Source organism: Shewanella sp. A32, assembly GCF_029167175.1.
In the GTDB taxonomy this organism is placed as follows: domain Bacteria; phylum Pseudomonadota; class Gammaproteobacteria; order Enterobacterales; family Shewanellaceae; genus Shewanella; species Shewanella yunxiaonensis.
Genome location: NZ_JARFTS010000001.1, coordinates 287,939 through 310,798 on the forward strand (window position 1 = coordinate 287,939; position 22,860 = coordinate 310,798).

The 22,860-nt window shown below is 47.0% G+C and carries 19 protein-coding genes; 10 read left to right on the forward strand and 9 right to left on the reverse strand.

The window, feature by feature from the left end; genetic code table 11:
* Positions 1 to 52: 52 nt before the first annotated feature.
* On the reverse strand, positions 53 to 319 hold the full coding sequence (rpsT, locus tag PY479_RS01240) for a 30S ribosomal protein S20 (protein ID WP_212595789.1): 267 nt from the start codon (positions 317 to 319) through the stop codon (positions 53 to 55).
* 255 nt (positions 320 to 574) lie between these two features.
* Here rpsT and murJ point away from each other — a divergent pair, with 255 nt between their 5' ends.
* Genes murJ through ispH form a run of 6 tightly spaced genes read left to right on the forward strand, consistent with a single transcriptional unit; the run spans position 575 to position 7,888 of the window.
* Entirely contained in the window at positions 575 to 2,137 is a 1,563-nt protein-coding gene (gene murJ, locus PY479_RS01245) for a murein biosynthesis integral membrane protein MurJ (RefSeq protein WP_212595790.1), read from the forward strand.
* A gap of 58 nt (positions 2,138 to 2,195) precedes the next feature.
* Positions 2,196 to 3,131, forward strand: coding sequence for a bifunctional riboflavin kinase/FAD synthetase (ribF, locus tag PY479_RS01250; protein ID WP_212595791.1), 936 nt, complete (start codon positions 2,196 to 2,198; stop codon positions 3,129 to 3,131).
* Between the two features lie 30 nt (positions 3,132 to 3,161).
* Positions 3,162 to 5,981, forward strand: coding sequence for an isoleucine--tRNA ligase (ileS, locus tag PY479_RS01255; RefSeq protein ID WP_275482598.1), 2,820 nt, complete (start codon positions 3,162 to 3,164; stop codon positions 5,979 to 5,981).
* Positions 5,982 to 5,989: 8 nt separating this feature from the next.
* The gene (lspA, locus tag PY479_RS01260) at positions 5,990 to 6,502 is read left to right on the forward strand and encodes a signal peptidase II (RefSeq protein WP_275482599.1); all 513 of its coding nucleotides are present in this window, start codon (positions 5,990 to 5,992) and stop codon (positions 6,500 to 6,502) included.
* A 2-nt stretch (positions 6,503 to 6,504) separates the two neighbouring features.
* Positions 6,505 to 6,936, forward strand: coding sequence for an FKBP-type peptidyl-prolyl cis-trans isomerase (gene fkpB, locus PY479_RS01265; protein ID WP_275482600.1), 432 nt, complete (start codon positions 6,505 to 6,507; stop codon positions 6,934 to 6,936).
* Positions 6,937 to 6,958: 22 nt separating this feature from the next.
* Positions 6,959 to 7,888: a 4-hydroxy-3-methylbut-2-enyl diphosphate reductase gene (ispH, locus tag PY479_RS01270; protein WP_275482700.1), complete on the forward strand. Its 930-nt coding sequence runs from the start codon at positions 6,959 to 6,961 to the stop codon at positions 7,886 to 7,888.
* A gap of 98 nt (positions 7,889 to 7,986) precedes the next feature.
* Here ispH and PY479_RS01275 read toward each other — a convergent pair whose 3' ends face one another.
* The 4 genes from PY479_RS01275 to PY479_RS01290 all read right to left on the reverse strand — a co-directional run bounded on the left by PY479_RS01275 (position 7,987) and on the right by PY479_RS01290 (position 12,298).
* The gene (locus PY479_RS01275) at positions 7,987 to 8,169 is read right to left on the reverse strand and encodes a DUF3545 family protein (RefSeq protein ID WP_212595795.1); all 183 of its coding nucleotides are present in this window, start codon (positions 8,167 to 8,169) and stop codon (positions 7,987 to 7,989) included.
* Positions 8,170 to 8,348: 179 nt separating this feature from the next.
* On the reverse strand, positions 8,349 to 9,986 hold the full coding sequence (pgi, locus tag PY479_RS01280; RefSeq protein ID WP_275482601.1) for a glucose-6-phosphate isomerase: 1,638 nt from the start codon (positions 9,984 to 9,986) through the stop codon (positions 8,349 to 8,351).
* Between the two features lie 36 nt (positions 9,987 to 10,022).
* Positions 10,023 to 10,976, reverse strand: coding sequence for a transaldolase (gene tal / locus PY479_RS01285; protein ID WP_275482602.1), 954 nt, complete (start codon positions 10,974 to 10,976; stop codon positions 10,023 to 10,025).
* Positions 10,977 to 11,182: 206 nt separating this feature from the next.
* Entirely contained in the window at positions 11,183 to 12,298 is a 1,116-nt protein-coding gene (locus PY479_RS01290) for an OmpA family protein (protein ID WP_275482604.1), read from the reverse strand.
* A 779-nt stretch (positions 12,299 to 13,077) separates the two neighbouring features.
* Between PY479_RS01290 and PY479_RS01295 the strand changes: the two genes are divergently transcribed.
* A complete protein-coding gene (locus tag PY479_RS01295) occupies positions 13,078 to 14,544 on the forward strand; it encodes an alanine/glycine:cation symporter family protein (RefSeq protein WP_212595799.1) in 1,467 nt (488 codons plus the stop codon).
* A gap of 100 nt (positions 14,545 to 14,644) precedes the next feature.
* Complete coding sequence (gene yaaA, locus PY479_RS01300) at positions 14,645 to 15,418, forward strand: peroxide stress protein YaaA (RefSeq protein WP_212595800.1); 774 nt, start codon at positions 14,645 to 14,647, stop codon at positions 15,416 to 15,418.
* A gap of 61 nt (positions 15,419 to 15,479) precedes the next feature.
* On the opposite strand, the gene PY479_RS01305 is transcribed toward yaaA, so the two are convergent.
* Complete coding sequence (locus tag PY479_RS01305) at positions 15,480 to 15,851, reverse strand: hypothetical protein (RefSeq protein WP_275482605.1); 372 nt, start codon at positions 15,849 to 15,851, stop codon at positions 15,480 to 15,482.
* Between the two features lie 153 nt (positions 15,852 to 16,004).
* Entirely contained in the window at positions 16,005 to 16,730 is a 726-nt protein-coding gene (locus PY479_RS01310; RefSeq protein ID WP_275482606.1) for a hypothetical protein, read from the reverse strand.
* Between the two features lie 440 nt (positions 16,731 to 17,170).
* On the opposite strand from PY479_RS01310, the gene PY479_RS01315 reads away from it, so the two are divergent.
* Complete coding sequence (locus PY479_RS01315; RefSeq protein WP_275482608.1) at positions 17,171 to 17,890, forward strand: DUF554 domain-containing protein; 720 nt, start codon at positions 17,171 to 17,173, stop codon at positions 17,888 to 17,890.
* Between the two features lie 61 nt (positions 17,891 to 17,951).
* On the opposite strand, the gene PY479_RS01320 is transcribed toward PY479_RS01315, so the two are convergent.
* Positions 17,952 to 20,069 (reverse strand): S-layer homology domain-containing protein, encoded by a 2,118-nt coding sequence (locus tag PY479_RS01320; RefSeq protein ID WP_275482609.1) that lies wholly within the window; start codon positions 20,067 to 20,069, stop codon positions 17,952 to 17,954.
* Positions 20,070 to 20,234: 165 nt separating this feature from the next.
* On the reverse strand, positions 20,235 to 20,792 hold the full coding sequence (locus PY479_RS01325; RefSeq protein ID WP_212595805.1) for a GNAT family protein: 558 nt from the start codon (positions 20,790 to 20,792) through the stop codon (positions 20,235 to 20,237).
* Positions 20,793 to 21,085: 293 nt separating this feature from the next.
* Between PY479_RS01325 and PY479_RS01330 the strand changes: the two genes are divergently transcribed.
* On the forward strand, positions 21,086 to 22,795 hold the full coding sequence (locus tag PY479_RS01330; protein ID WP_275482610.1) for a carbohydrate-binding domain-containing protein: 1,710 nt from the start codon (positions 21,086 to 21,088) through the stop codon (positions 22,793 to 22,795).
* Positions 22,796 to 22,860: the final 65 nt, after the last annotated feature.

Here is a 22,860-nt window from a genome sequence, read left to right on the forward strand (position 1 = left end):
AAATTAGGGCAATAAAAAACCGGCTTTCGCCGGTTTTTTTCATAAGTGCTTATTAGGCAGCCAACGCTTTAATGCGGGTGTTCAGACGAGCCTTATGACGAGCAGCCTTATTCTTGTGGATCAGGCCTTTGGTAGCCATACGATCCAGGATAGGCTGTGCTGTAGCAAATGCTTCAACAGCAGCTTTGTGGTCACCGGCGCGGATAGCGGCGATAACTTTCTTAACATAAGTACGCATCATAGAGCGACGGCTTGCATTGTGTTGACGACGCTTTTCAGACTGAAGCGCGCGTTTCTTTGCAGTCTTGCTGTTAGCCAAGGTGCAACTCCTAAAAACTGGGAATTAAGACTTTTAAAGGCCGAGGAGGATGCCCGTTTTTCGCCTTTTTGTCAACGACAATGATGGAATATCCGCCATATAAAGCAAATAAATCCTTGGCGATTTGGCTTTCCTCAACCCAACTCGTGTAAGATGGGGCGCATTCTAACAGTAATTGCCGCCATGTGACAGTGTCCGATGGAAAATTTGAGACAAGTCCAGCAAGTCGGTCATGGGTTTTCCGGGGAAGTCTGATTGAGTAAAAAACTGGTGCGTTCAGGTCTGATTGTTAGCGTGATGACCTTGATTTCGCGCGTCTTAGGGCTTATCCGAGACGTGGTGGTCGCTAACCTGATGGGCGCGGGTGTCAGTGCAGATGTTTTTTTCTTTGCCAACAAAATTCCCAATTTTCTGAGACGCTTATTTGCGGAAGGGGCATTTGCACAGGCTTTTGTACCTGTACTCACTGAGTATCAGGAAACTAAATCCAGTGATGAAGTCAGACAACTACTGTCAAAAGTCGCGGGAACTCTTGGTATCTTGGTCTCGGTCGTTACTATGGTGGGCGTGCTGGCATCGCCAGTGCTGACGGCTTTATTTGGGGCTGGATGGTTTGTCGCCTGGGTAAATCATGAACCCGATGGTGCCAAGTTTGAGCTGGCATCTTTGATGCTGAAAATTACCTTCCCTTATCTGTGGTTTATCACCTTTACTGCGTTATCGGGTTCTATTCTTAATACCCGTGGTCGTTTTGCGATTTCAGCGTTTACGCCGGTTTTTCTGAATGTTGCGATTATTGCTGCGGCTATCTGGCTGAGTCCTAGGTTAGAACGTCCGGAAATTGGCCTGGCGTGGGGCGTGTTTGCGGGTGGCATAATCCAGTTTTTATTTCAAATTCCATTCCTGTTGCGGGAACACGCATTAGTTAAACCAACCTGGGGATGGCACGACCCTGGTGTGGTTAAAATTCGGAAGCTGATGTTACCAGCGTTGTTTGGGGTGTCAGTGTCACAAATTAACCTGCTGTTAGATACCTTTATAGCCAGCTTCCTGATGACCGGTTCTATCAGCTGGCTGTACTACTCAGATCGATTACTGGAATTTCCACTGGGCCTGTTTGGTATTGCTATTGCTACGGTGATTTTGCCCACGTTGTCGCGTAAGCATGTTAATGCTGAGAGCACCGAATTCGGACAGACCATGGACTGGGGCGTGCGGGCGGTAATTTTGCTTGGTGCGCCCGCCATGGCCGGGTTGATAGTGCTTGCTAAACCGATGTTGATGGTGTTGTTTATGCGCGGTGCTTTCGATATCCAAGATGTGAATATGGCATCCAGTTCATTAATTGCTTATGGCAGTGGCCTGCTCAGTTTTATGCTGATTAAAGTGCTGGCGCCGGGGTATTACGCACGCCAGGATACCAAAACTCCGGTAAAAATCGGCATTATTGCCATGCTCAGCAATATGGTATTCAACATCATACTGGCATTTCCGTTTAGTTATGTCGGGTTGGCGATTGCGACATCGATGTCGGCATTATTAAATGCTGGTATGTTGTATCGAGGTTTACATTTAGCGGGGGTTTATCGTGTCAGCAGCAATACCTTGATCTTTTTACTGAAGGTTTTGCTGGCGGTGACAACGATGGTGTTGGTGTTAGTGTGGTTGTCTCCAGCGATGTCGGATTGGTTGCATTGGTCTATTCATCAACGAATCTGGCATCTTTTACGCCTGATCTTAGCGGGTGTCGCAGTTTATCTGTTGATTATTCTGCTGTTGGGCGGACGTCCATGGCGTAAACCGCTGCGCAAGGGCTGATTATGCAATTTAGCTGGTATATAATCCGCAAATTTCCTTGTGTGCAGTTGTTTGATTAATGGAACTGATTCGCGGAATACATAATATTCAGGCTCATCACCGCGGTTGTGTGCTGACCATCGGCAACTTCGATGGTGTTCATCGTGGGCATGCCGAGGTAATTACTAATCTGGTCAAGAAAGCCAGGCAATTAGGGTTACCTGCCACACTGATGACCTTTGAGCCGCAACCTCAGGAGCTATTTGCTGGTCAAAATGCCCCGGCAAGGATCAGTTTGCTTCGAGATAAGATTGCCCTGTTAGCCGAGTTAGGCGTTGATCGTCTGCTGTGTGTGCGTTTTGATCACCAATTTGCGCAGTTGCCGCCGGAACAGTTTGTTGAATCGTTATTGGTCGATAAACTTGGTGTCCGCTATCTGGTGATTGGTGATGATTTTCGCTTTGGTCAGAAACGTCGCGGTGATTTTGAAATGCTTTGTGAAGCCGGTGAACATCATGGTTTTGCTGTGGTAAACACTGCGAGCTTTTTGGTGGGAGACCAACGCGTCAGTTCTACTATGGTCCGTGAAGCTCTGGCCAAAGGAAATCTGGAACAGGCGCGGCGATTATTAGGTCATCCATTTACGTTGTCTGGCCGCGTGGTTCATGGTCAGCAGCTCGGTCGTACTTTGGGATTTCCCACCGCCAATATTGCGCTAAAACGGCAGGTTGTGCCGGTACGCGGTGTTTTTGCTGTCAGATTATGGTGGTCGGGTAGCGAGAAATATGACGGAGTTGCCAATGTTGGATTCCGTCCGACAGTGAAAGGTCAGAATTGTTTGCTGGAAGTCAATCTATTTGATTTCTCTGGCGATATTTATGGGAAACGGGTTGAAGTGGAACTGGTGGCGAAAATTCGTGATGAAAAGCCGTTCCAATCACTGGACGCGTTGCAAAAACAGATTATGAATGATGTTGATGACGCTAAGGCGTTACTCAGCAATGATGCGGGCTGAGTCATCAGCCATATAAATGGTAAAGGATCAATGAGCGACTATAAATCAACTTTGAATCTGCCGGAAACTGAGTTTCCGATGCGTGGTAACCTGGCAAACCGGGAACCCGAGATGCTGAAACGCTGGAATGATGAACAGCTATATCAGCAGATCCGCAACAGCCGTAGCGGCCGTGACATGTTTATTCTGCACGATGGCCCTCCATACGCAAACGGCAGTATTCATATTGGTCACTCAGTTAATAAGATCCTGAAAGACATCATTGTAAAGTCCAAGACCATGTCCGGTTTTGACGCACCTTATGTACCGGGATGGGACTGCCACGGTTTGCCTATTGAACTCAAAGTTGAGCAGAAGGTGGGTAAACCGGGCCAGAAAATTTCAGCGGCAGAATTCCGAGAACAGTGCCGTCAATATGCGGCGACTCAGGTGGATGGCCAGCGTCAGGACTTTATTCGTCTGGGGGTGCTGGGGGATTGGTATAATCCTTACCTCACAATGAACTTCAATACGGAAGCCAATATCGTTCGCTCATTGGCCAAAGTTATCAGCAATGGTCATCTGCAAAAAGGCGTGAAGCCGGTGCACTGGTGTACCGATTGTGGTTCGGCACTGGCCGAAGCGGAAGTGGAATATGAAGACCGCACTTCACCCGCTATTGATGTAGCCTTTGTTTGTGCAGAACCGGAAAAAGTCGCCGCAGCATTTGGCGTTACAGCGGTTACTGCTCCAGCCATGGTGATCTGGACCACCACGCCATGGACTATGCCAGCTAACCGCGCCTTGTGTGTCAGCCCTGAGCTGGACTACGTGCTGGTAGAAGCTGAACTGGAATCGGGCAAGAGGACACTGGTGCTGGCAGAAGCCCTTTATGAAGAGTGCCTCAAACGTTATGGCGCCACAGCATCCCAAGTATTGGGGCGCTGCAAAGGTGAAGCGCTCGAACTGATCCGTTTCCAGCATCCATTTTATGAGTTTACAGTACCGGTGGTATTAGGCGATCACGTCACCACTGATTCCGGTACCGGTGTGGTGCACACTGCGCCTGGACACGGTCAGGATGACTTCGTGGTAGGCCAAAAATACGGTTTGGAAGTCGCGAATCCTGTCGGTGACAACGGTGTCTATAAAGATGACACTCCATTGTTTGCCGGTAAGCATGTGTTCAAAGCCAATGATGATGTCGTCGCCGTGTTGAAAGAGCGTGGCGCGCTGTTACATTATCAGGCCTATCGCCATAGTTACCCGCATTGCTGGCGCCACAAAACCCCAATTATTTTCCGTGCGACACCGCAATGGTTTATCTCTATGGATAACAAAGGGTTGCGTAGTGATGCGTTGAAAGAGATTGAACAGACGCAATGGATCCCTGACTGGGGTGAAGGCCGCATTGAGAAAATGGTCGCTAACCGCCCTGACTGGTGTATTTCGCGTCAGCGTACTTGGGGTGTCCCTATCACCCTGTTTGTCCATAAAGATACCGATGAACTACACCCTGACAGTATCGCGCTGATGGAAAAAATTGCTGAGCGTATTGAACAACATGGCATTCAGGCCTGGTGGGATTTAGACATCGAAGAGCTGCTGGGTGCCGATGCTGCTAACTACCGCAAAGTGTCTGACACGTTGGATGTGTGGTATGACTCCGGCTCAACTTTTGCCACTGTGGTCGCGACTCGTCCAGAATTTCATGGGAAAGAAGCTGACCTTTATCTGGAAGGTTCAGATCAGCATCGTGGCTGGTTCATGTCGTCATTGATGTTGTCCACTGCCATGAATGGTAAGGCACCTTACAAGCAAGTGCTGACCCATGGTTTTACGGTCGATGCCAAAGGCCGCAAGATGTCCAAGTCATTGGGTAACGTCATTGCACCAATGGAAGTCATCAATAAGCTGGGGGCTGACATTCTGCGTTTGTGGGTAGCCTCTACGGATTACAGTGGTGAAATGACCGTTTCCGACGAAATTCTGAAACGCAGTGCCGATGCCTATCGTCGTATCCGCAACACCGCGCGCTTCCTGCTGGCTAATCTGAATGGTTTTAATCCAGAAACGGATACCATCGCTATCGAAGAGATGGTGGCGTTGGATCGCTGGGTGGTGCGTCGTGCCGCCGCATTGCAGCAGGAGTTACTGGAAGCTTACAACAGCTATAGTTTCCACATCGTGGTGCAGAAGCTGATGCAGTTCTGTTCGGTAGAGCTGGGTAGTTTCTATCTGGATATCATTAAAGATCGCCAGTACACCGCTAAAAGTAATGGTCATGCGCGCCGTAGCTGCCAATCAGCCCTGTTCTTGATTGCGGAAGCCATGGTCCGTTGGATCGCGCCAATTCTGAGCTTTACTGCCGATGAAATCTGGCAGTTAATGCCGGGCAAACGCGACACTTATGTGTTTACTCAGGAATGGTATGACGGTCTTAAATCTGTCACCTTGGACAACGATCTCAGCGATAGCTACTGGCAACAGTTGCTGCAAGTGCGTGATGAAGTCAACAAGGCCTTGGAACAGGGGCGTCGTGACCAACTGATTGGGGGGGCGTTAGAAGCTGAAGTGGTGTTATTTGCTGATGAAGCACTCGCTGACGCACTGGCAAAAATTGGTGATGAATTGCGTTTCGTGCTGTTGACCTCGAAAGCTACCGTGCAGCCGTTGGCGCAGGCGCCTGCCGATGCCACTGACACAGAATTGTCGGCATTGAAACTGCAGGTTAGCAAAGCGGCTGCAGAAAAATGCGAACGTTGCTGGCATCATCGTGAAGATGTAGGCGTAAATCCTGCGCATCCACATCTTTGTGGTCGCTGTGTGACCAATATTGAAGGGGAAGGCGAGCAACGTCTGTTCGCTTAAGGTACCGTATGCCTGCTGACTGGAAACAGAGTGGTCTGCGCTGGTATTGGATAGTGGTGTTGGCCTTTATGGCGGACCAACTATCCAAACAGTGGATTCTGGCCAATTTTGATCTGTATGAATCGGTAAAACTGTTGCCGGTTTTCAACTTGACCTATGTGCGCAACTACGGTGCCGCTTTCAGTTTCCTCGGGGATGCTGGTGGCTGGCAACGCTGGATGTTTACCTTGGTCGCTGTGGGTTTCAGTGTTGTGCTGACCATCTGGTTACGTCGCTTACCTGCGGCAAAAAGGTTGCTGTCAGTAGCCTATACCCTGGTCATTGGCGGTGCGCTGGGTAATCTTTTGGATCGCCTGGTGCACGGATTTGTGGTGGATTTTCTCGATTTCCATTGGCAGACCAGCCACTATCCTGCTTTTAATATCGCTGATTCGGCTATCTGTGTCGGCGCATTTCTGATTGTGTGGGAGGCTTTTGGGGGCGATAAGGCCCAGGAAAAGCCCGCTGCAACAAAGGAATAGCTATGTCTGAGAAGCGTTCTCTACTGTGTCATATGGTAATCTTACTGGAAGATGGTTCCACCGCAGAAAATACCCGAGCAAATCATAAACCGGTACGTCTGAATATCGGCGATGGTAGTTTAAGCCCAGCGTTTGATGCCCAGCTTTCTGGGCTCGTTGTAGGCGACAAACATGATTTCACGTTAGCGCCGATTGATGCGTTTGGAGAGGTAAATCCCGATAATATCTATTATCTGGACCGTACCCGTTTCCCGGCCGATATGACGCTGGAGCCCGGCGTCATCGTCGGCTTTGCCGGTGCTAATGGCGCTGAAATTCCAGGCATTGTTCGAGAAGTTGCGGGAGATTCCGTCACCGTGGATATGAATCATCCATTGGCCGGACAGACACTAACATTCCAGTTAGAAGTGCTACAGGAGCTTAACTATGACTGATACCAAGCCACAACCATCAGCTCTGAATATTCTTCTGGCCAACCCTCGTGGTTTTTGTGCCGGTGTGGATCGTGCTATCAGTATTGTAGAGCGGGCGTTGGAACTGTTCTCTCCTCCAATTTATGTGCGACACGAAGTCGTACATAACCGCTATGTGGTGGAAGATCTGAAACACCGCGGGGCGGTATTCGTCGATGAACTCGATCAGGTCCCAGACAACAGCATTGTGATTTTCAGCGCACACGGCGTGTCGCAAGCTGTGCGTGGCGAAGCCAAACAGCGTGGACTGAAAGTCTTTGATGCGACCTGTCCGTTGGTGACGAAAGTGCATCTGCAGGTGACCCGTGCCAGCCGTAAAGGCGTCGAGTGTATTTTGGTCGGTCATGCCGGTCACCCAGAGGTGGAAGGCACCATGGGGCAATATGATAATCCTGAGGGCGGGGTGTATCTGGTTGAGTCTCTGGAAGACGTTGCCAAGCTTCAGGTTAAAAATGCCGAAAACCTTTGCTTCGTCACCCAAACAACGCTGTCTGTTGATGACACCATAGATATCATTGCCGCGCTGCAAAAGCGTTTCCCTTGCATTGAGGGGCCGCGTAAGGATGATATTTGTTACGCCACCCAGAATCGCCAGGATGCGGTACGTAAGATTGCATCAGATGTGGACCTATTAATTGTTGTTGGCTCTCGCAACAGCTCAAATTCAAATCGCCTAAAAGAACTCGCGCAGAAGTCTGGCACTAAGGCGTACTTGCTGGATAACGCCGCGGATATTGACGCTGACTGGTTTTCTGGGGTCACTAAAGTGGCGGTGACCGCAGGAGCATCTGCGCCAGAAGTGCTGGTGCAGCAAGTGGTGGACGCTATCGCTCAATTAGCGCCTAGTGTGATAACCGAAGTTGAAGGGCGCAAAGAAGATACCGTATTTGCGGTACCTGCTGAGTTAAGATAAACATACCTGGGCAGCGGCAGTATACTGCTACGTCATTCAGTATTTGGCAAAGCTTCTAACAAAAAGGCCACGGTATTGACCATGGCCTTTTTTACATACTAAATCAGAAGGGTTTCCAAATCAGCATCAAAGCTGCTATCGATTTCCTTAAGCTCCCGCATTAAGCGGTGTTTTTCCTTTAACGCTTCAATCTCCCGCCATTTACGTTTTTTGGAGTTGCGAGAACGGCTGGGTCTTTCTTCCACTAGGTCAAGCGCACTACCATAATCTAATTGATCCATGGCAACCTCCTGTTGTTGTATGTTTTGTCAGCATTTAAATAGCATACTTGCTGAACAGGGTGCAAGCTAAATGTTTCCCCAGTGTTAAATGTTTAAGACATTTACATTAAGATGAAATTTCTTGATGTGAAGTGAGATAAGGCCGGGATTGAATGCCGGCCTTAATTATTTGATATGATTTAAATTCTTTGTTTTCTAAACAAACCAATCAGACTGTTACTGGAGCTATCAAGGTCATTACAGTCTTGTGGTGCAGAAAGTCGGGTTAACACAGCATTTCCTAATGTTTTCCCAAGCTCAACTCCCCATTGATCAAAGGAATTAATATCCCAAATAGCCCCTTGCACAAAGGTCCGATGCTCATAGAGTGCAATCAGTGCACCTAGGGTTTCGGGGGTCAGTTTATCCATCAGGATGGTATTACTGGGTTTATTCCCATGCATCACTTTATGACGGGCAATCAGCTGCTTTTCAGATGCACTTAAAGGACTGTTAGCGAGTTCTGTCAAGGCTTCCTCATAGGTGCGGCCTTGCATCAATGCTTGTGTCTGGCCAAAACAATTGGAGGCCAACTGTGCATGATGTTCACCTAAAGGATGATGACTTTGCAATGGCAGAATAAAGTCAGCGGGAATTAACGCTGTGCCTTGATGCAGCAGTTGATGATAGGCATGCTGACCGTTGGTGCCTTCGCCACCCCAAATCACCGGCCCGGTGCTGTAGTCTACAGTTTCACCATCTAAGGTAACGGACTTACCGTTACTTTCCATATCCAGTTGCTGGAAGTAAGCCGGTAAACCGCGCAAGTAATGATCGTAGGTCAACACCACATGCGATTGTGCGCCTTGGAAGTTGTTATACCAGATAGACAACAATCCCATTATTACGGGCATATTTTGCGCTAGTGGTGTTGCGGCGAAATGCACGTCCATTTCTCTCGCACCTTGCAACAGCAGGCGGAAATTATCCATACCAATCAATAATGCGATCGGCAGTCCTATGGCAGACCATAACGAATAGCGGCCACCCACCCAATCCCACATCGGAAAGATGTTATCGGCATCAATACCAAACGCTGTCGCTTTTTCAACATTCGAAGTGATAGCAGCGAAATGCTTGGCAACATCCGCTTGTGTATGCCCCTTGGCTAAGAACCAAGCTTTAGCTGAAAGCGTGTTGGTGAGCGTTTCCTGAGTACCAAAAGATTTAGAGGACATCAGAAACAGGGTCGTCTGTGGATCGAGCGCTTCAAGCTTATCGCTAAGACAACTACCGTCAACGTTTGCGACAAAATGGCAGTTGAGTTTGCCGTTCCAGTAGGGTTTCAGTGCTTCGGAAACGATTTTAGGACCGAGAAATGAGCCGCCAATGCCGATGGCAACCACATCGGTAATTTTCTTGCCAGTACAACCGCGCCACTCTCCGTGATATAACGCGTCGATAAACGCCGCCATTTTTTTGAGGGTTGCTTGTACTTCGGGGACGACATTGCAGTCATCGACTCGAATATCGGCATCGGCAGGTGCACGTAAAGCTGTATGCAGGACGGCACGTTTTTCGGTGGTGTTAATCAGCGCACCAGCAAACATCGCGGCAATTTTTTGCGGTAATCCCGCCTCTGCTGCAAGTTGCAGTAACTGTTGTACAACTTGGGCATCAATACGGTTTTTTGAGTAATCTAGTAGCAGCCCGCAGTCTTTAAGCGAGTACTTATCAAAGCGTTGCGGATCATCAGCAAACAACTGCCGCATGTGGGGTAGGGTGTTTACCAGTCCTGTCAGTGCCTGCCAACTTGTATATCGGGTGAGTTTACTCATGGGATAAATTCATAGTCCTTTATATCCAGAGCGAGCTTAAGCTAACTTAGCCTTAAGCATAGCCTCCAGTTTATCCTGATCGATGGCAAAGTTACGGATCCCCTCTGCCAGCTTTTCAACCGCCATGGCATCTTCGTTAAATGCCCACCGAAATTCTGCTTCGGTCATGGGCGCTGGTGCAGGCTGAGTATCGTCGGCCGGTCTCAACTTTCGGGAAATAACCACGTCACTGTTGGCCAACTCTTCTAACAATGACGGGCCGATAGTCAAACGGTCGCAACCGGCAATTTCGATGATTTCTCCGGTATTACGGAAGCTCGCACCCATCACGACGGTATTGTAGCCGTGCCGTTTGTAGTATTCATAGATTTTCGTAACAGACAACACGCCAGGATCTTCACTGGCACTGTAGTCTGAACCGGTACTCTTTTTGTACCAATCTAAAATGCGGCCAACAAAGGGTGAAATGAGAAATACGCCCGCTTCAGCACAAGCTCTGGCCTGGGCGAAACTGAATAGCAGCGTTAAATTGCAGTTGATGCCCGATTGTTCGAGTTGTTTTGCCGCGCATACACCTTCCCAGGTGGATGCGAGTTTGATCAGAATACGTGATTTATCGATGCCCGCTTCTTGATAGAGTTTTATCAGTTTCTGCGCTTTAGCGATTGATGCTGTTTTGTCAAAAGACAACCGAGCATCTACTTCGGTAGACACTTTACCAGGCACCAGTTTCAGGATTTCGACGCCGATATTGACTGCAAGTTTATCTGCGGCATCTTCCAATTGCTGGGCTTTGTCACTGCTTTGAGCTTTTGCCCAAGCAATTGCGTTATCAATGAGTCCTGCATATTCGGGAATTTGCGCAGCTTTGAGGATCAAAGACGGGTTAGTGGTTGCATCTTCCGGTTGATAACGTTTAATTGCTTCAATATCACCGGTGTCGGCAACTATGGTAGTCATGGATTTCAGTTGTGCGAGTGTATTCGCCATGGATAACGTCCTTTACAGATATTCTGTCAAACTTGCATGATCTTTACTTGTAATGTGTTCGCACATCTTGCCACTCACTGGATAGTCATGGCAACCGGAGGCAAATCGTTTGACGCAACAAACTTTTGTTGTGCCAGTGTACCGACTATCGCGGCAACAAAAAAGCCGCTGAAGACAGCGGCTTTTGTTCGGTATCAACTAACAGCTTATTTCAGCAGTGCTTGCTTATTTTTAAAGCTGATGTGAGCTTCAATGCGGCGGTTTGCTTCGTTAGCTTCAGGAGAAGTTCCCTGTACTAATGGCTGGGTTTCACCATAACCTTTGGCAGTGATACGAGAGGCTGCAATGCCATATTTATCCACCAGGATCTTGGCGACAGCGTCAGCACGTTTTTGAGACAACCACAGGTTGTAGCTGGCTTTACCTGGCAGAGAGGCATGGCCTGAAATTTCCAAATCAGCTTTTGGATATTTGTTCATAAAGCTGGCGACTTTTTCGATATCAGCCATGGAGTCTGGTTTTACCACGGATGAATTGTTATCGAATTTAGCGGCAATTTTCAGGGTTTCCAGCTTTTCTACGTAAATAGAACAACCTTTAGCGTCAACCTTGTGTTCGATAGGGGTATTTGGACACTGGTCCATATCATCAGTTACACCATCATGATCGCTATCGACTGGCGCAGCAGCGACGGGAGCTGGTTCTGGTGCTGGCATTGGTGCCGGTGTGCTATAGCCAAAGCGATAACTCAGTTCCAAGCCCCAGTAGTTACTTTCCATGCTGAGGGTGTTCCACTTTTCTTCATCAAGATTTTCGTAGCGGCGATATTTTGCCTGCAGCTTGAGATTTTCGGTGATGTTGTAACCTACACCCACACCAAAATAAGGTGCTACACCACTATCGCTGTAGTAGTGAGTGCCATATTGTTGTTTGTTAGAGATCAGGTAGTTCATCGCGCCCGCTTCAGCAGATACGGCCCAATCTTGTGCAATAGGCCAGAAACCAACCAAGCCTAAAGTTGCACCTTTGACACCCGCATCATTTCTGACATCGGAATAATCCGTCCATTCAGCACGGCCCAGATTGCGATAACCGAGTTCCACGCCAAAGTAATCATTGAACATGTAACCGCCAAAAACGTCCCAAGCAAATGGGTCGTCTTTGCCGCAAGTTTTCATGGTTTTTTGATCACAGTTAGGTTCGTAATTATTGATACCTGCGCCGGCACCGATGTACCAAGGCGTCAGTTTCTGTTCTGCTGCTGCCGCCACAAATGGCATAGCAGAAACCAGTAATAAAGAAGTAAGTTTAGCGTTCATCATATGCTCCACGTCCTATGAAGTTTGTTGGTCGTATATTCGACCTGGCGAGGGATAAATCCCGTTGTTATTAATCAACATTGAGAATTATCTGGCGTTATTAAAAAACTTTCCACACACAGCACAAAATTTCCTTTATTTGTAATGTATATGATTCTTATATGTGAAAATTTGGTAAATATCCAGATTTAATATGGTTAAAATTAATCTGTTAACCGCGATGTAAAATACCTTTTTGATGTTGTTCTTTAATCAAATGGAAAATTATGACAACCGGAAAATTATCATCATAAATAATCTGCACTGCTTTCTATTGGGCTTTCACATGTTGTCAGCGATTATGATTTATTAGTCAAAAGCGGTATTTCATCTAAAAATATTAAAAATTGTGAGATTTTTTTTCGTATCTACTGCGGAATATTTGCCGATAGCTAGCTTATGGTTTGATTGGGCGCAACAGATTTGTATTCATGCATTCTTTTCGGGTAGATTGATGGTGGAACCTGTTGTGGCAGGTCGGCGATATTCTGCGCAGATGTTGTTGTGCATCTATTTTAGATGATTTGCATCGCCTTCTTATGCAATAAGGGAAATTGCAGAGATAATAAAAAATATAATTAAAACAATGTGGTGGATATGAATTGGAGGCCTTGAAACGGTGATGTTTGGCCGGTTGCGTTCAATTTATGCCTGATGTCTATTTTGTTGGTCTTGGGAGGATGTCTTGGGTCCTGCGGTGGTCATGGTCAATGACTTGCCGTTGTCGCCCTTGAGTTAAGCTCATGGTTGAAACTATCGTTAATTTCCTCAACTCCCTGTTATGGGGCAAGTTACTGGTTTATGCGCTTGTCGGTGCAGGTCTGTATTTCACAATTAGATTGTTATTTATTCAAGTAACTCATTTAGGCCATTCAGCGCGGATCATGATGACCAGTCGTGAAGGTTGCGACAGTGGTTTGTCGTCGTTTCAAGTCTTTTGTACCAGCATGGCAGCCAGAGTTGGTGCGGGTAATATGGCCGGGGTAGCTGTTGCTATCAGTACCGCCGGCCCGGGCGCAGTATTCTGGATGTGGGTCATTGCATTGCTGGGCATGGCGACGGCAATGGTTGAGTCAACCCTCGCCCAAGTCTATAAAGTGAGGGATAAAGACGGACAGTTCCGTGGTGGTCCATCCTATTATATGGAACGTGGACTGGGACAACGGTGGATGGGGATCCTGTTTGCGGTATTTCTGATTATCTCTTTTGGCTTGGTTTTCAATGCCGTACAGGCTAACACTATTACCGGGGCGATGACGGAAGTATTCGGTTGGCAACCCGCCTGGATAGGTGTTTTGCTGGTCGTTGGTAGTGCCTTAGTGATTATGGGCGGACTACGCAAAGTCGCTCGAGTCTCGGAAGTGATTGTCCCGGTGATGGCGCTTGCTTATATCGCTATCGCGTTAGTTGTTGTCGCAATGAATATCAGTCAGCTCCCGGCAATTTTAGTCATGGTGGTGAAAAGTGCTTTTGGTTGGCAGGAGGTGGCCGCAGGTGGTGTTGCGTACACAGCATCTCAAGCATTACAAGCCGGGATTGCGCGTGGGCTATTTTCTAATGAAGCCGGTATGGGCAGTGCAGCTAATGTCGCAGCGAGTGCCTCTCCGACACCTAACCACCCGGCGTCGCAGGGCTTTGTACAGATGGTAGGCGTGTTTATGGACACTATCGTCATATGCAGTGCCACTGCCGCCATTATTCTATTGTCGGGTGAATGGAATAACAGTGCTGAAGATGGTATTCAACTGACCATTAATGCGCTGAGTCATCATGTAGGTTCATGGGGCGGCTGGTTTGTTGCGGGGTCAATTCTGCTGTTTTGTTTCACGTCGATCATTGCCAATTATTCATACGCTGAAACCAACGTGTTGTTTCTTACCGGTAATAGCAAAAAGGCCATCGCCATATTCAAGCTACTGGTGCTGGCGATGGTGATGTTTGGCTCGGTGGCGAAGATTTCGTTGGTGTGGAATATGGCTGACCTTTCCATGGGGCTGATGGCCATGGTAAATATTCTGGCACTGGTACTGTTATCTGGGGTTGCCATGAGAGTTATCAATGATTATCGAGAGCAATTGAGTGAAGGTAAAAGCCCGGTATTTGATAAACGACAGTTTCCAGATCTGGCATCGCAGATTGATGACGATATCTGGAATGGCGAGTCAGAAGAACCAGTAACCGAGGCAGTCGTTGTCGAGGCTAATACCTGACATCGTTTAAGCCTATCGAAAAAACCACGCAATCACCGCGTGGTTTTTTTATTATGGATCAGTATGATATTAACAATTGAAACGCCAATTGGAGTGACGAATGCTTATCCTGATTTCGCCTGCAAAAACCTTAGATTTTGAACATCCTGCAGCGGTGAAACAATATTCCCAGCCCGAATATCTACAGTACAGTGAGCAGTTGATGGCGGAGTGCCGCCAATTAACCCCTTCACAAATTGCATCATTGATGAAAGTCAGTGATAAAATCGCAGGCCTGAATGCCGCACGTTTTGCGCAGTGGCGTCCTCCTTTTTCTCCTGATAACGCTAAGCAGGCACTGTATGCCTTTCGTGGTGATGTCTATACCGGGCTTGATGCCGATACCATGTCTGAAACCTTAGTGGAAAATGCCCAACAACACTTGCGGATCTTGTCTGGTTTATACGGGTTATTAAAGCCCTTGGATTTAATGCAGCCTTATCGTTTGGAGATGGGAATACCGCTGCAAAATCAGAAAGGGACAAATCTGTATCAATTTTGGGGCAATACCCTTACTGAAGGGATTAACCAAGCATTACTGGGGCAGCCGGATAAATTGATCATCAATCTGGCATCTAATGAGTATTTTAAGGCGGTACGCCCTGAGAAACTTAGCGGTCAGCTAATCTCGCCAGTTTTTAAAGATGCCAAAAATGGTCAATACAAAATTATCAGCTTCTATGCCAAAAAGGCGCGCGGCTTAATGGCGCGTTATCTGCTGGAACATCCAATAACAAAGGCGGAAGAACTGCAGCAGTTTAACCGTGCGGGTTACTACTATTGCGCCGCACAGTCGACAGCTAATACGCCAGTATTTCTTCGGGAAGAACAATAGGCATACATAACTGAAAAGGCCGGTGAGTTACGGCCTTTGTCTTTTTATAAAAGGGCGTTGATTAACTAAGGATCTGGATTTGATCTGCGGCCTGAATGGGTAACAGATGTTGGCCGTTGAGTTTCATTACCGCTCCAGATACAGCGACTTTTTTATGCAAAAAGTATGACGCTGGATTAATGATTCCCTGTTCCTTCAATTGCGCCACCGCATTAGCTGTCAGCGCCAGATTCAGTCCCTTATTGCCATTTGCAGACCATAGAAACACCGCACCTTCATCAGTCAGGCGATCTAACCCCTGTTGTACCAGCATTTCAATCTCAAGGTTACTTTCACCGATTTTCTGTAACACCTCTGTTTCATTGGAACGTTTACGGGCGTTAATAAAACAACTGGTGATAAACAGCAGTGCGATAACAATTTGTAAAACCATGGCAAATCCTATAAGCAATTAGTTGTTTAAGTTAATTTAGTTACGATACTGTGCGTGGTTTGACGAATTGTCCAGTCAATTTGACCAGTCCTGCTTTAAGGTTTAAAGGCCATTAGCATGCGGGGAGCGCTATGGTTCTGCGTTAACTATTTTTCAATGGGCTACGTTACTCAGCAGAGTATTAGTGGCTAGGTAGCTTTCCAGTTGCCCAGGCGCAAACTCAAGAATATCCACTTTACTTTGCCGGTCGTAGTTATCGGTAAAATGTACCTGGCGAAGGCCAAATTTACTAAAGTCTGCTGCACGATAGCTCCACCAAGATTTACCGGAACGCTGCTGAGCAAATGGCTTAATTTGTCCCATGAGGGTGATTTCCTCCCTGACACCAATACGTTCAAAGAAGGCGATTTCACGCTCACGCCATTCGGTAACTGATAGACATTTATGTTCATCAAAGCCTGGCACTAAAAATCGGTACCAGGGCTTGTCCCAGTGTTGCTGCCAAGCCCCTCCCTGAAAGCCAATCACGGCATCTTGGTCGACCTTGACACTACTGGCTGCGGTAAAGATATAGTTGGCACAACTGCCCGCACATATCTCCCGAACTTCTACAGCGACTTGCTGCTGATAGACCCATTCCCCCAACATCATTCCGCCCGCGGGATTACTGCCTGTGCTGGTAATAATCAATGTGGTGACCGGAGATTTAGCATTTTGCACCAGAGCTAATGCTTGTTTAACACTTTCAGTTCTAGTCTCGCCGCTGAAGACTAATGTGTGTTGATCCGGCATATAAACATTCGCCATCGGTGGCTGGTAGGCAGAACAACTGCAACCGCCTAACAGTAGCAATGTCAGGAAGAAAAAGATTTTGGACATAACCCCTCCCCAGGGACACAGAAAACCAAGGATGGATGATTGCGTTATGCGCTCTGGAGAAAAAATAGTCATGAGCGGCAAGACAAACCAGAATTAAATTCCAAATCGCTGAAGTACCCCGCAATATTAGTGTTAGCGTGATCCGCGTACCAATATGGTGTACCCTGTCAAGGCACAAAGTGATGCAATGAATCTAGGCTGTTTATCCTCGACTTCCGTGAGTCAGCATGGCTTTGCTGCTGAATTTTTGCAGTTGAGTGGGTAGGCAGTATTAGGGGCTGAGATTTTCTATCATCCTACTGCTGCAAGCCTTTAGTGAAAGCCCAGCCTGTCTTCTATCTTAAATTCCTCTTTATCAGCTCTCGCCTCTTCTGGTGTGCTAAGCCAGTGTTGTCAGCCGTCTGGTAACGGTGGTGCGTTATTCTCGGAGTGTTCGCATTATGATGATTGGTCCCATGATTAACAGTTGTGCCATTATTGTGGGTGGCTTATTGGGTGCATCGCTTTGTAAGTTTATTCCAAAACGACTGCAGCATGGGTTACCCGCCACTTTTGCGCTGGCTTCAGTGGCCATTGGGACTTCGATGATCATCAAAGGGCACAACATGCCTGTGGTAGTGATGTCGCTGATTTTAGGAACGGCTATTGGCGAATTATTTTATTTCGAGGCGGGAGTCACCAAAGTCGCCGCCATTATTCAGCAAAAAATTAATCGTTTTCTGCCCATGCCGCGGGGATTAGGAAAAACTGAGTTTTCTCAACAGTTCACAGCATTGATTGTGCTGTTTGGTGCCAGCGGGTTAGGGGTGATTGGTGCCATCACCGAAGGGCTTAATGGCGACTATAAACTGTTATTGGTTAAATCAATGATGGATTTAGTGACCGCCATGATATTTGCGATAGCGCTAGGTCCCGGAGTCGTGATGATCGCAATCGTGCAGTTTGGTGTGCAGGCGTCGTTGTTTCTGTTGGCAAAACCGATTCAGCCATATATGGATGCGATAGCCTACGCTGATTTTTCCGCCGTAGGTGGCATCATTATGTTAGCGATAGGATTGCGGATTGCGAAAATCATGAATTTTTCCGTGGTGAATTTTTTACCGGCACTGTTATTAGTGCTGCCTTTTTCCCATCTGTGGCGACATGTTTTCCCTTCGTAAGGTTGCGGCAATCTCCGAAGTTAAACCCGCCAAGTGGCGGGTTTAACTAATTGGCACTCACTTATTTTAGTTGTTCCCCGTTCACATACAGCTTAAAGCCATGAGCATCCACATTGGCTAAATTGCCTTTGAAGTTGCTCAGATAACTATCGGCAGTCAATTGCCAGTGGCTGGTAGGGCTTAATATCATTGCCACTTCAGCATTGGTGCCATCAGCATTAATACTGCCTGTTAACATTGAGTTACCCTCCAGAGAGAGTTGCAGACTGGAACTATTATCCACCAGGATCTTGCCCTCAAGCTGCTGATCAATTGCGGTAAACTCGCAGTGGCCGCCATTTTTACCTAAGTGTCCCCAACCATTGCGCGCATCGTTACCCGCTACTTTCAGTAGTACGCTGTTAGCAAGGTTGAGCATGACTTGTTGCAGGGTGACTTTTGCATGGGTATTGGTCACATAAAACATGTCGCCATTGTTGGCGGTCAATGCACCACCTGTCATGGTAAAGCGGCCAGTGCCTTGTTGTGCATCACCTGACATGCTTTGGTACAACATAACATTCTGTAGATTCTGAGCACCTTTGCGCTGCATGTTGCCACTCACAACACTGCCATTTAGTTGCACACTGTTGCTACCTTCTACAACAACCGCTTCTGAGGTCGTTGCTGTCAATTTGGCATCATTCACAATGATATCGGCAGTGCTATATATCGCAGGAGAGCCTTCTCCCTGTGCCATGTACTGACCGCCATTTACGGTTAATTTGCCGCCGCCGCGATCACTTCTCAAAGCGGCAGAAGCGCGACCTTGAGTGTCAATATCTGCGCCTTGTACATATACTTCGGCACCACCAGCAACCATGACGCCACCGGCATTGTCGCTGGTGGTACGGATATAGGTGTTGTTGACGTGAATTTTCGTGGAGGTGCCATAGGCAAATATACCATTGCCGCCACTGGCTTTGCTTTGAATATTACCTCGAACCAAGGTGACATCGGCACCATTCAGGGCTAAGACGGCTGCATTAGCCCCATAAAAATTTGCGGCGTCTTCTGTGACAGGTTTACCCGCAGTTTTGAATACGGTGATATCGGTGAGCGTGGGATGAACCTTACCCGTCACCCGAAGCGCGTTCTGATTATCTGCACTTGAACGATAGCTACTGTGATTCACATCAGCGGTTAGGGTATTGGCATAACCACCATGATCCACCGGACGTTCAGGCATCGGCGCAAATCCATTATTTAACTCTGGCGATGGCAAGTCTTTCGGGGGTTCCCCAAATTGATCTGGTTGATGGCCGTCACGAACTCTTGAACCATCCGGACGCGGTGGTCGGCCTTTGAAATCAGTTGGCGCCTCATTGCGGGTCACTAATCGGTAAAATATGGGGGCAAACTCCGCCCGACTGAACGCCTCTTGGGGATTAAAGTTGCCATCATAATCTGTGCGCATCACACCAAGTTTTAGCATGGTCGCGACCGCTTTTTCGTACCCCAATGTAATGTTGGCTGCATCGCTTACAGAAGAAAGATCTTCTGAAATACTGTCGGTCGGCATACCGGCAAGTAATTCACTTTTATACATCCACAAGGCAACGTCCTGACGCGTCACCTGAGTGTCAGGGTTGAAGGAAAACGTATCTTTGAAGACTTTGGCTGCTCGGCCGTGCAAGGTTGCCTGATAGTAGAAAATATCAGGTTTTACATCATCATAAGCGGCACTGCTATTCGGGTAACGATAAAAAGCGTAGAGCATTGCTGCCAGTTCACCTCGGGTCAATGCCAGATAGTGGTGATATTCGCCCTGATATCCAGGCAGTAATCCTTTTTCCTTTAAGGCATCAGCATATGCGTTGATATCTGCCGTACGATCATTCAGATCTTTGAAATATTTAGAATGTTGCTGCGCTGGCAGCGCATTCTTATCCATTTCACCCTCTGTGATATCGCAATTACCGGCACCGCCTGGAGGCATTCTGCCCTTACCGCCAGGACCGCCGCCCATGCCACCTCCAGGGCCGCCCCCCATGTCTCCGCCGGGACCACCGCCGATGCCGCCAGGTCCTCCGGCTGGGCCGCCGCCATGACCACCAGTGGACATGCCTTTCTGCGTTCCCCCGCAATTGCTTTTATGATTGTGGCCAGTACTACTGCAACCGCCTAAGAGCAGTGGCATTACAAGCAACAAAACACCTGAAACTCGACAGGTGTTGCTGTAAAAAGTCATTGAAAATCCTTATAACAACATGTTTTTCAGGATTATAAGAGGGACGCCTGTAAGCCGATGTAATGAAGTGTCAGCCTATTGTATGACCTGTATAGAACCATGAAATATTTGAGATTAACACGCAGAGCGATGGGCCCATTCTTCCTTGAGTAATCCATAACAGCACATATTGCGGCGTTTACCATTAACGATAAAATACTGGCGCAGATTACCTTCTAGTTTGAACCCCAGCTTTTCGGCAACGGCCATACTGCCGAGATTATCGTCATTACAACACAAGGCGATTTTATCAATCCCTGAAGCAAGCAATTGCTCAATCAGCCAGTGACAAGCCATGGTCGTAATCCCCCGACGCTGCCACTTTGTACCGAGCATATAACCTATCTCTGCCCAGTTAGCGTCGTGATTGATTTCTCGTACCAGTAGATATCCGGCCATGGTGTCCCCATCCCAGAGCGTATAATAATGCCCTAGGCCTTGCGACTGACGGTCAAGGTTGCCACTGATGACAGCTTGCATGTCTCTCAAGTCATGGGTGCGACTGACAAACGGAATCACATCCTCATAAACATCGCGGTTGTCGTTGATGTGAACTAAAAACGCATCAGCTTGTTGTACACAAAGTGGTTTTAGGGCTAATGGGCCAAAAGTAATATTTGTAGATATTTTCATATTGTTATTACCTTCAAAATTCAGAAAGGGGGGGGCAATTGATAAATCGGAATTCCATTTCAATATTTTTGATAAATCAATTGATTTATTTAAAAAGTCAGAAAAGCCAATAATATGGTTGAATATAACTATTTTTAAAATTTTTTACAGTATCTCGTCATTATCACGACAGTTGTTTAATGAGAACATCAATAGAATTCATTAATAAGAGATAATTTTATCATATCGATGTTATACCGCGTTATCTCTCCAGTTTGCAGTCATTTTTAAATTTATTTATTGAAGAGCAACGTATGAAAAAACTCCCGAATATACTGGTGGTTATATCTTTAATTGGATTTTCAATATTACTGGGTGGTTGTGGTGGAAACGATGATGCCACTGTTGTTAGCAGCGATAGTTCGCAAACATCAGATGCATCAGATAATGGCTCCAATACGACTGATACCGCTGATAGCAGCACAATTGTGACTGAAAGTTGGAACCTTACTACGGGGCAAAACGCTGCGGATGATAGTTCAGAATTGAACTTTAATACCATTAATATCTATCTCAGTACTGACGGAATCTCAGCAGAAAGTGAGAGTAATGAATTGGTGATCGGTACGGCGTCTGATGGGGTTATCCCCGTGACTTATGACGGTACTACAATTATTTCCATCGTTGCAGGTAGTGATGGTCTTACCGTAAATGCTACCAATGATGATGAGATGCTGATCAATTATGCCTTGTATGGCAGTTATGAAAAGACTGTAACGTTTTATAGCAATAGTGAATTTAAGCTAACTCTTGCTGGTGTTGAAATTGATAGTAGCGACGGGCCCGCTATCAATATTCAAAGTGATGAACGCGCATTTGTTTCGCTGTTGGAGGATACCACCAATATATTAACTGACAGCAGCACTTGGAGTGATCGCACGTTACCTGATGGTAGTGATATGGATCTAAAGGCCACATTTTTCAGTGAAGGGCCATTAATTTTTAATGGCACCGGCCAACTTGACATCACTGCGACCAAAAAACATGCCATATGTAGTGATAAACATGTGCGTATTGCTAGCGGCACTATCGAGATAACTTCAGAAAATAAAGATGGTATTCGTACTAACAATGCCTTTGTGATGGATGGTGGTGTACTGAATATTGTGACCGAAGATGGCGCCGGGAAAGGGATAAAAGTTGAGGGAAAAGAGAATGATAACGGTGGTTATGGTTTTATTGTTATCAACGATGGCACCATTAACATTGAAAGCTATGACAAGGCCATAACCGCTGCTTGGAAGGTTGCCGAAGATTCAGAAACGACAACGACGGATGATGATCCTGATCCACGAGTCACCATTAACGGTGGTGATATTACCATTGTCACTACTGGTACCCCGTTTGAAACAGCGGATGACTCATTGTCTCCCGAGGGTATTGAAGCCAAATCGACTCTTACGATTAATGGTGGAAATTTAAGTGTTCAGACCACGGATGACGCGCTGAATGCCGGTAATGCTCTGGTTATTAATGATGGGTACATTTATGCTTCAGCGAGTCAGAATGATGCTATCGACTCTAATGGTACGTTAACGGTCACGGGCGGTGTTGTTGTTGCTGATGGTGCTGGCGGGGCAGACGGGGGGCTGGATTGTGACAACAATACGTTCAAAATTACCGGTGGCTTAATTGTAGGTATTGGCGGACGCAATAGCAGTGTTACCCGTTCTGTGACAACACAGAATACCGTGGCCCTTAGTAATATAAATTCAGGAAACTTAGTGGTAACGGATGCATCTGGGAATGCGGTGTTTGCGTACCAGATGCCTAATTCCGCTTCGGCGGTACTGATTTCCAGTCCAGCGTTGGCAACCGGTTCCAGTTATACTGTTTACCGCGGTGGTACGCTGCGCAGTTACGACGAATTATTTAATGGGATGTATGTTGACCCGGCCAATTATACTGCAGGTTCTGTAGTTACCAGCTTCACTATCAGTAGTACGGTCACGAGCGCCAACTGAGTAGCATGATCATCGTGTAAATAGGCATCTCAAGCGGTGCCTTTTTGTTGTAAATCCTAAACCAC

What these genes read in the sequence shown, in the direction of transcription:
- ribF (WP_212595791.1), top strand. Translation starts at nt 2,196, where the DNA reads ATGGAACTGATTCGCGGAATACATAATATTCAGGCTCATCACCGCGGT.
- ileS (WP_275482598.1), top strand. Translation starts at nt 3,162, where the DNA reads ATGAGCGACTATAAATCAACTTTGAATCTGCCGGAAACTGAGTTTCCG.
- lspA (WP_275482599.1), top strand. Translation starts at nt 5,990, where the DNA reads ATGCCTGCTGACTGGAAACAGAGTGGTCTGCGCTGGTATTGGATAGTG.
- fkpB (WP_275482600.1), top strand. Translation starts at nt 6,505, where the DNA reads ATGTCTGAGAAGCGTTCTCTACTGTGTCATATGGTAATCTTACTGGAA.
- PY479_RS01275 (WP_212595795.1), bottom strand. Translation starts at nt 8,169, where the DNA reads ATGGATCAATTAGATTATGGTAGTGCGCTTGACCTAGTGGAAGAAAGA.
- pgi (WP_275482601.1), bottom strand. Translation starts at nt 9,986, where the DNA reads ATGAGTAAACTCACCCGATATACAAGTTGGCAGGCACTGACAGGACTG.
- tal (WP_275482602.1), bottom strand. Translation starts at nt 10,976, where the DNA reads ATGGCGAATACACTCGCACAACTGAAATCCATGACTACCATAGTTGCC.
- PY479_RS01290 (WP_275482604.1), bottom strand. Translation starts at nt 12,298, where the DNA reads ATGATGAACGCTAAACTTACTTCTTTATTACTGGTTTCTGCTATGCCA.
- PY479_RS01295 (WP_212595799.1), top strand. Translation starts at nt 13,078, where the DNA reads ATGGTTGAAACTATCGTTAATTTCCTCAACTCCCTGTTATGGGGCAAG.
- yaaA (WP_212595800.1), top strand. Translation starts at nt 14,645, where the DNA reads ATGCTTATCCTGATTTCGCCTGCAAAAACCTTAGATTTTGAACATCCT.
- PY479_RS01305 (WP_275482605.1), bottom strand. Translation starts at nt 15,851, where the DNA reads ATGGTTTTACAAATTGTTATCGCACTGCTGTTTATCACCAGTTGTTTT.
- PY479_RS01310 (WP_275482606.1), bottom strand. Translation starts at nt 16,730, where the DNA reads ATGTCCAAAATCTTTTTCTTCCTGACATTGCTACTGTTAGGCGGTTGC.
- PY479_RS01315 (WP_275482608.1), top strand. Translation starts at nt 17,171, where the DNA reads ATGATGATTGGTCCCATGATTAACAGTTGTGCCATTATTGTGGGTGGC.
- PY479_RS01320 (WP_275482609.1), bottom strand. Translation starts at nt 20,069, where the DNA reads ATGCCACTGCTCTTAGGCGGTTGCAGTAGTACTGGCCACAATCATAAA.
- PY479_RS01325 (WP_212595805.1), bottom strand. Translation starts at nt 20,792, where the DNA reads ATGAAAATATCTACAAATATTACTTTTGGCCCATTAGCCCTAAAACCA.
- PY479_RS01330 (WP_275482610.1), top strand. Translation starts at nt 21,086, where the DNA reads ATGAAAAAACTCCCGAATATACTGGTGGTTATATCTTTAATTGGATTT.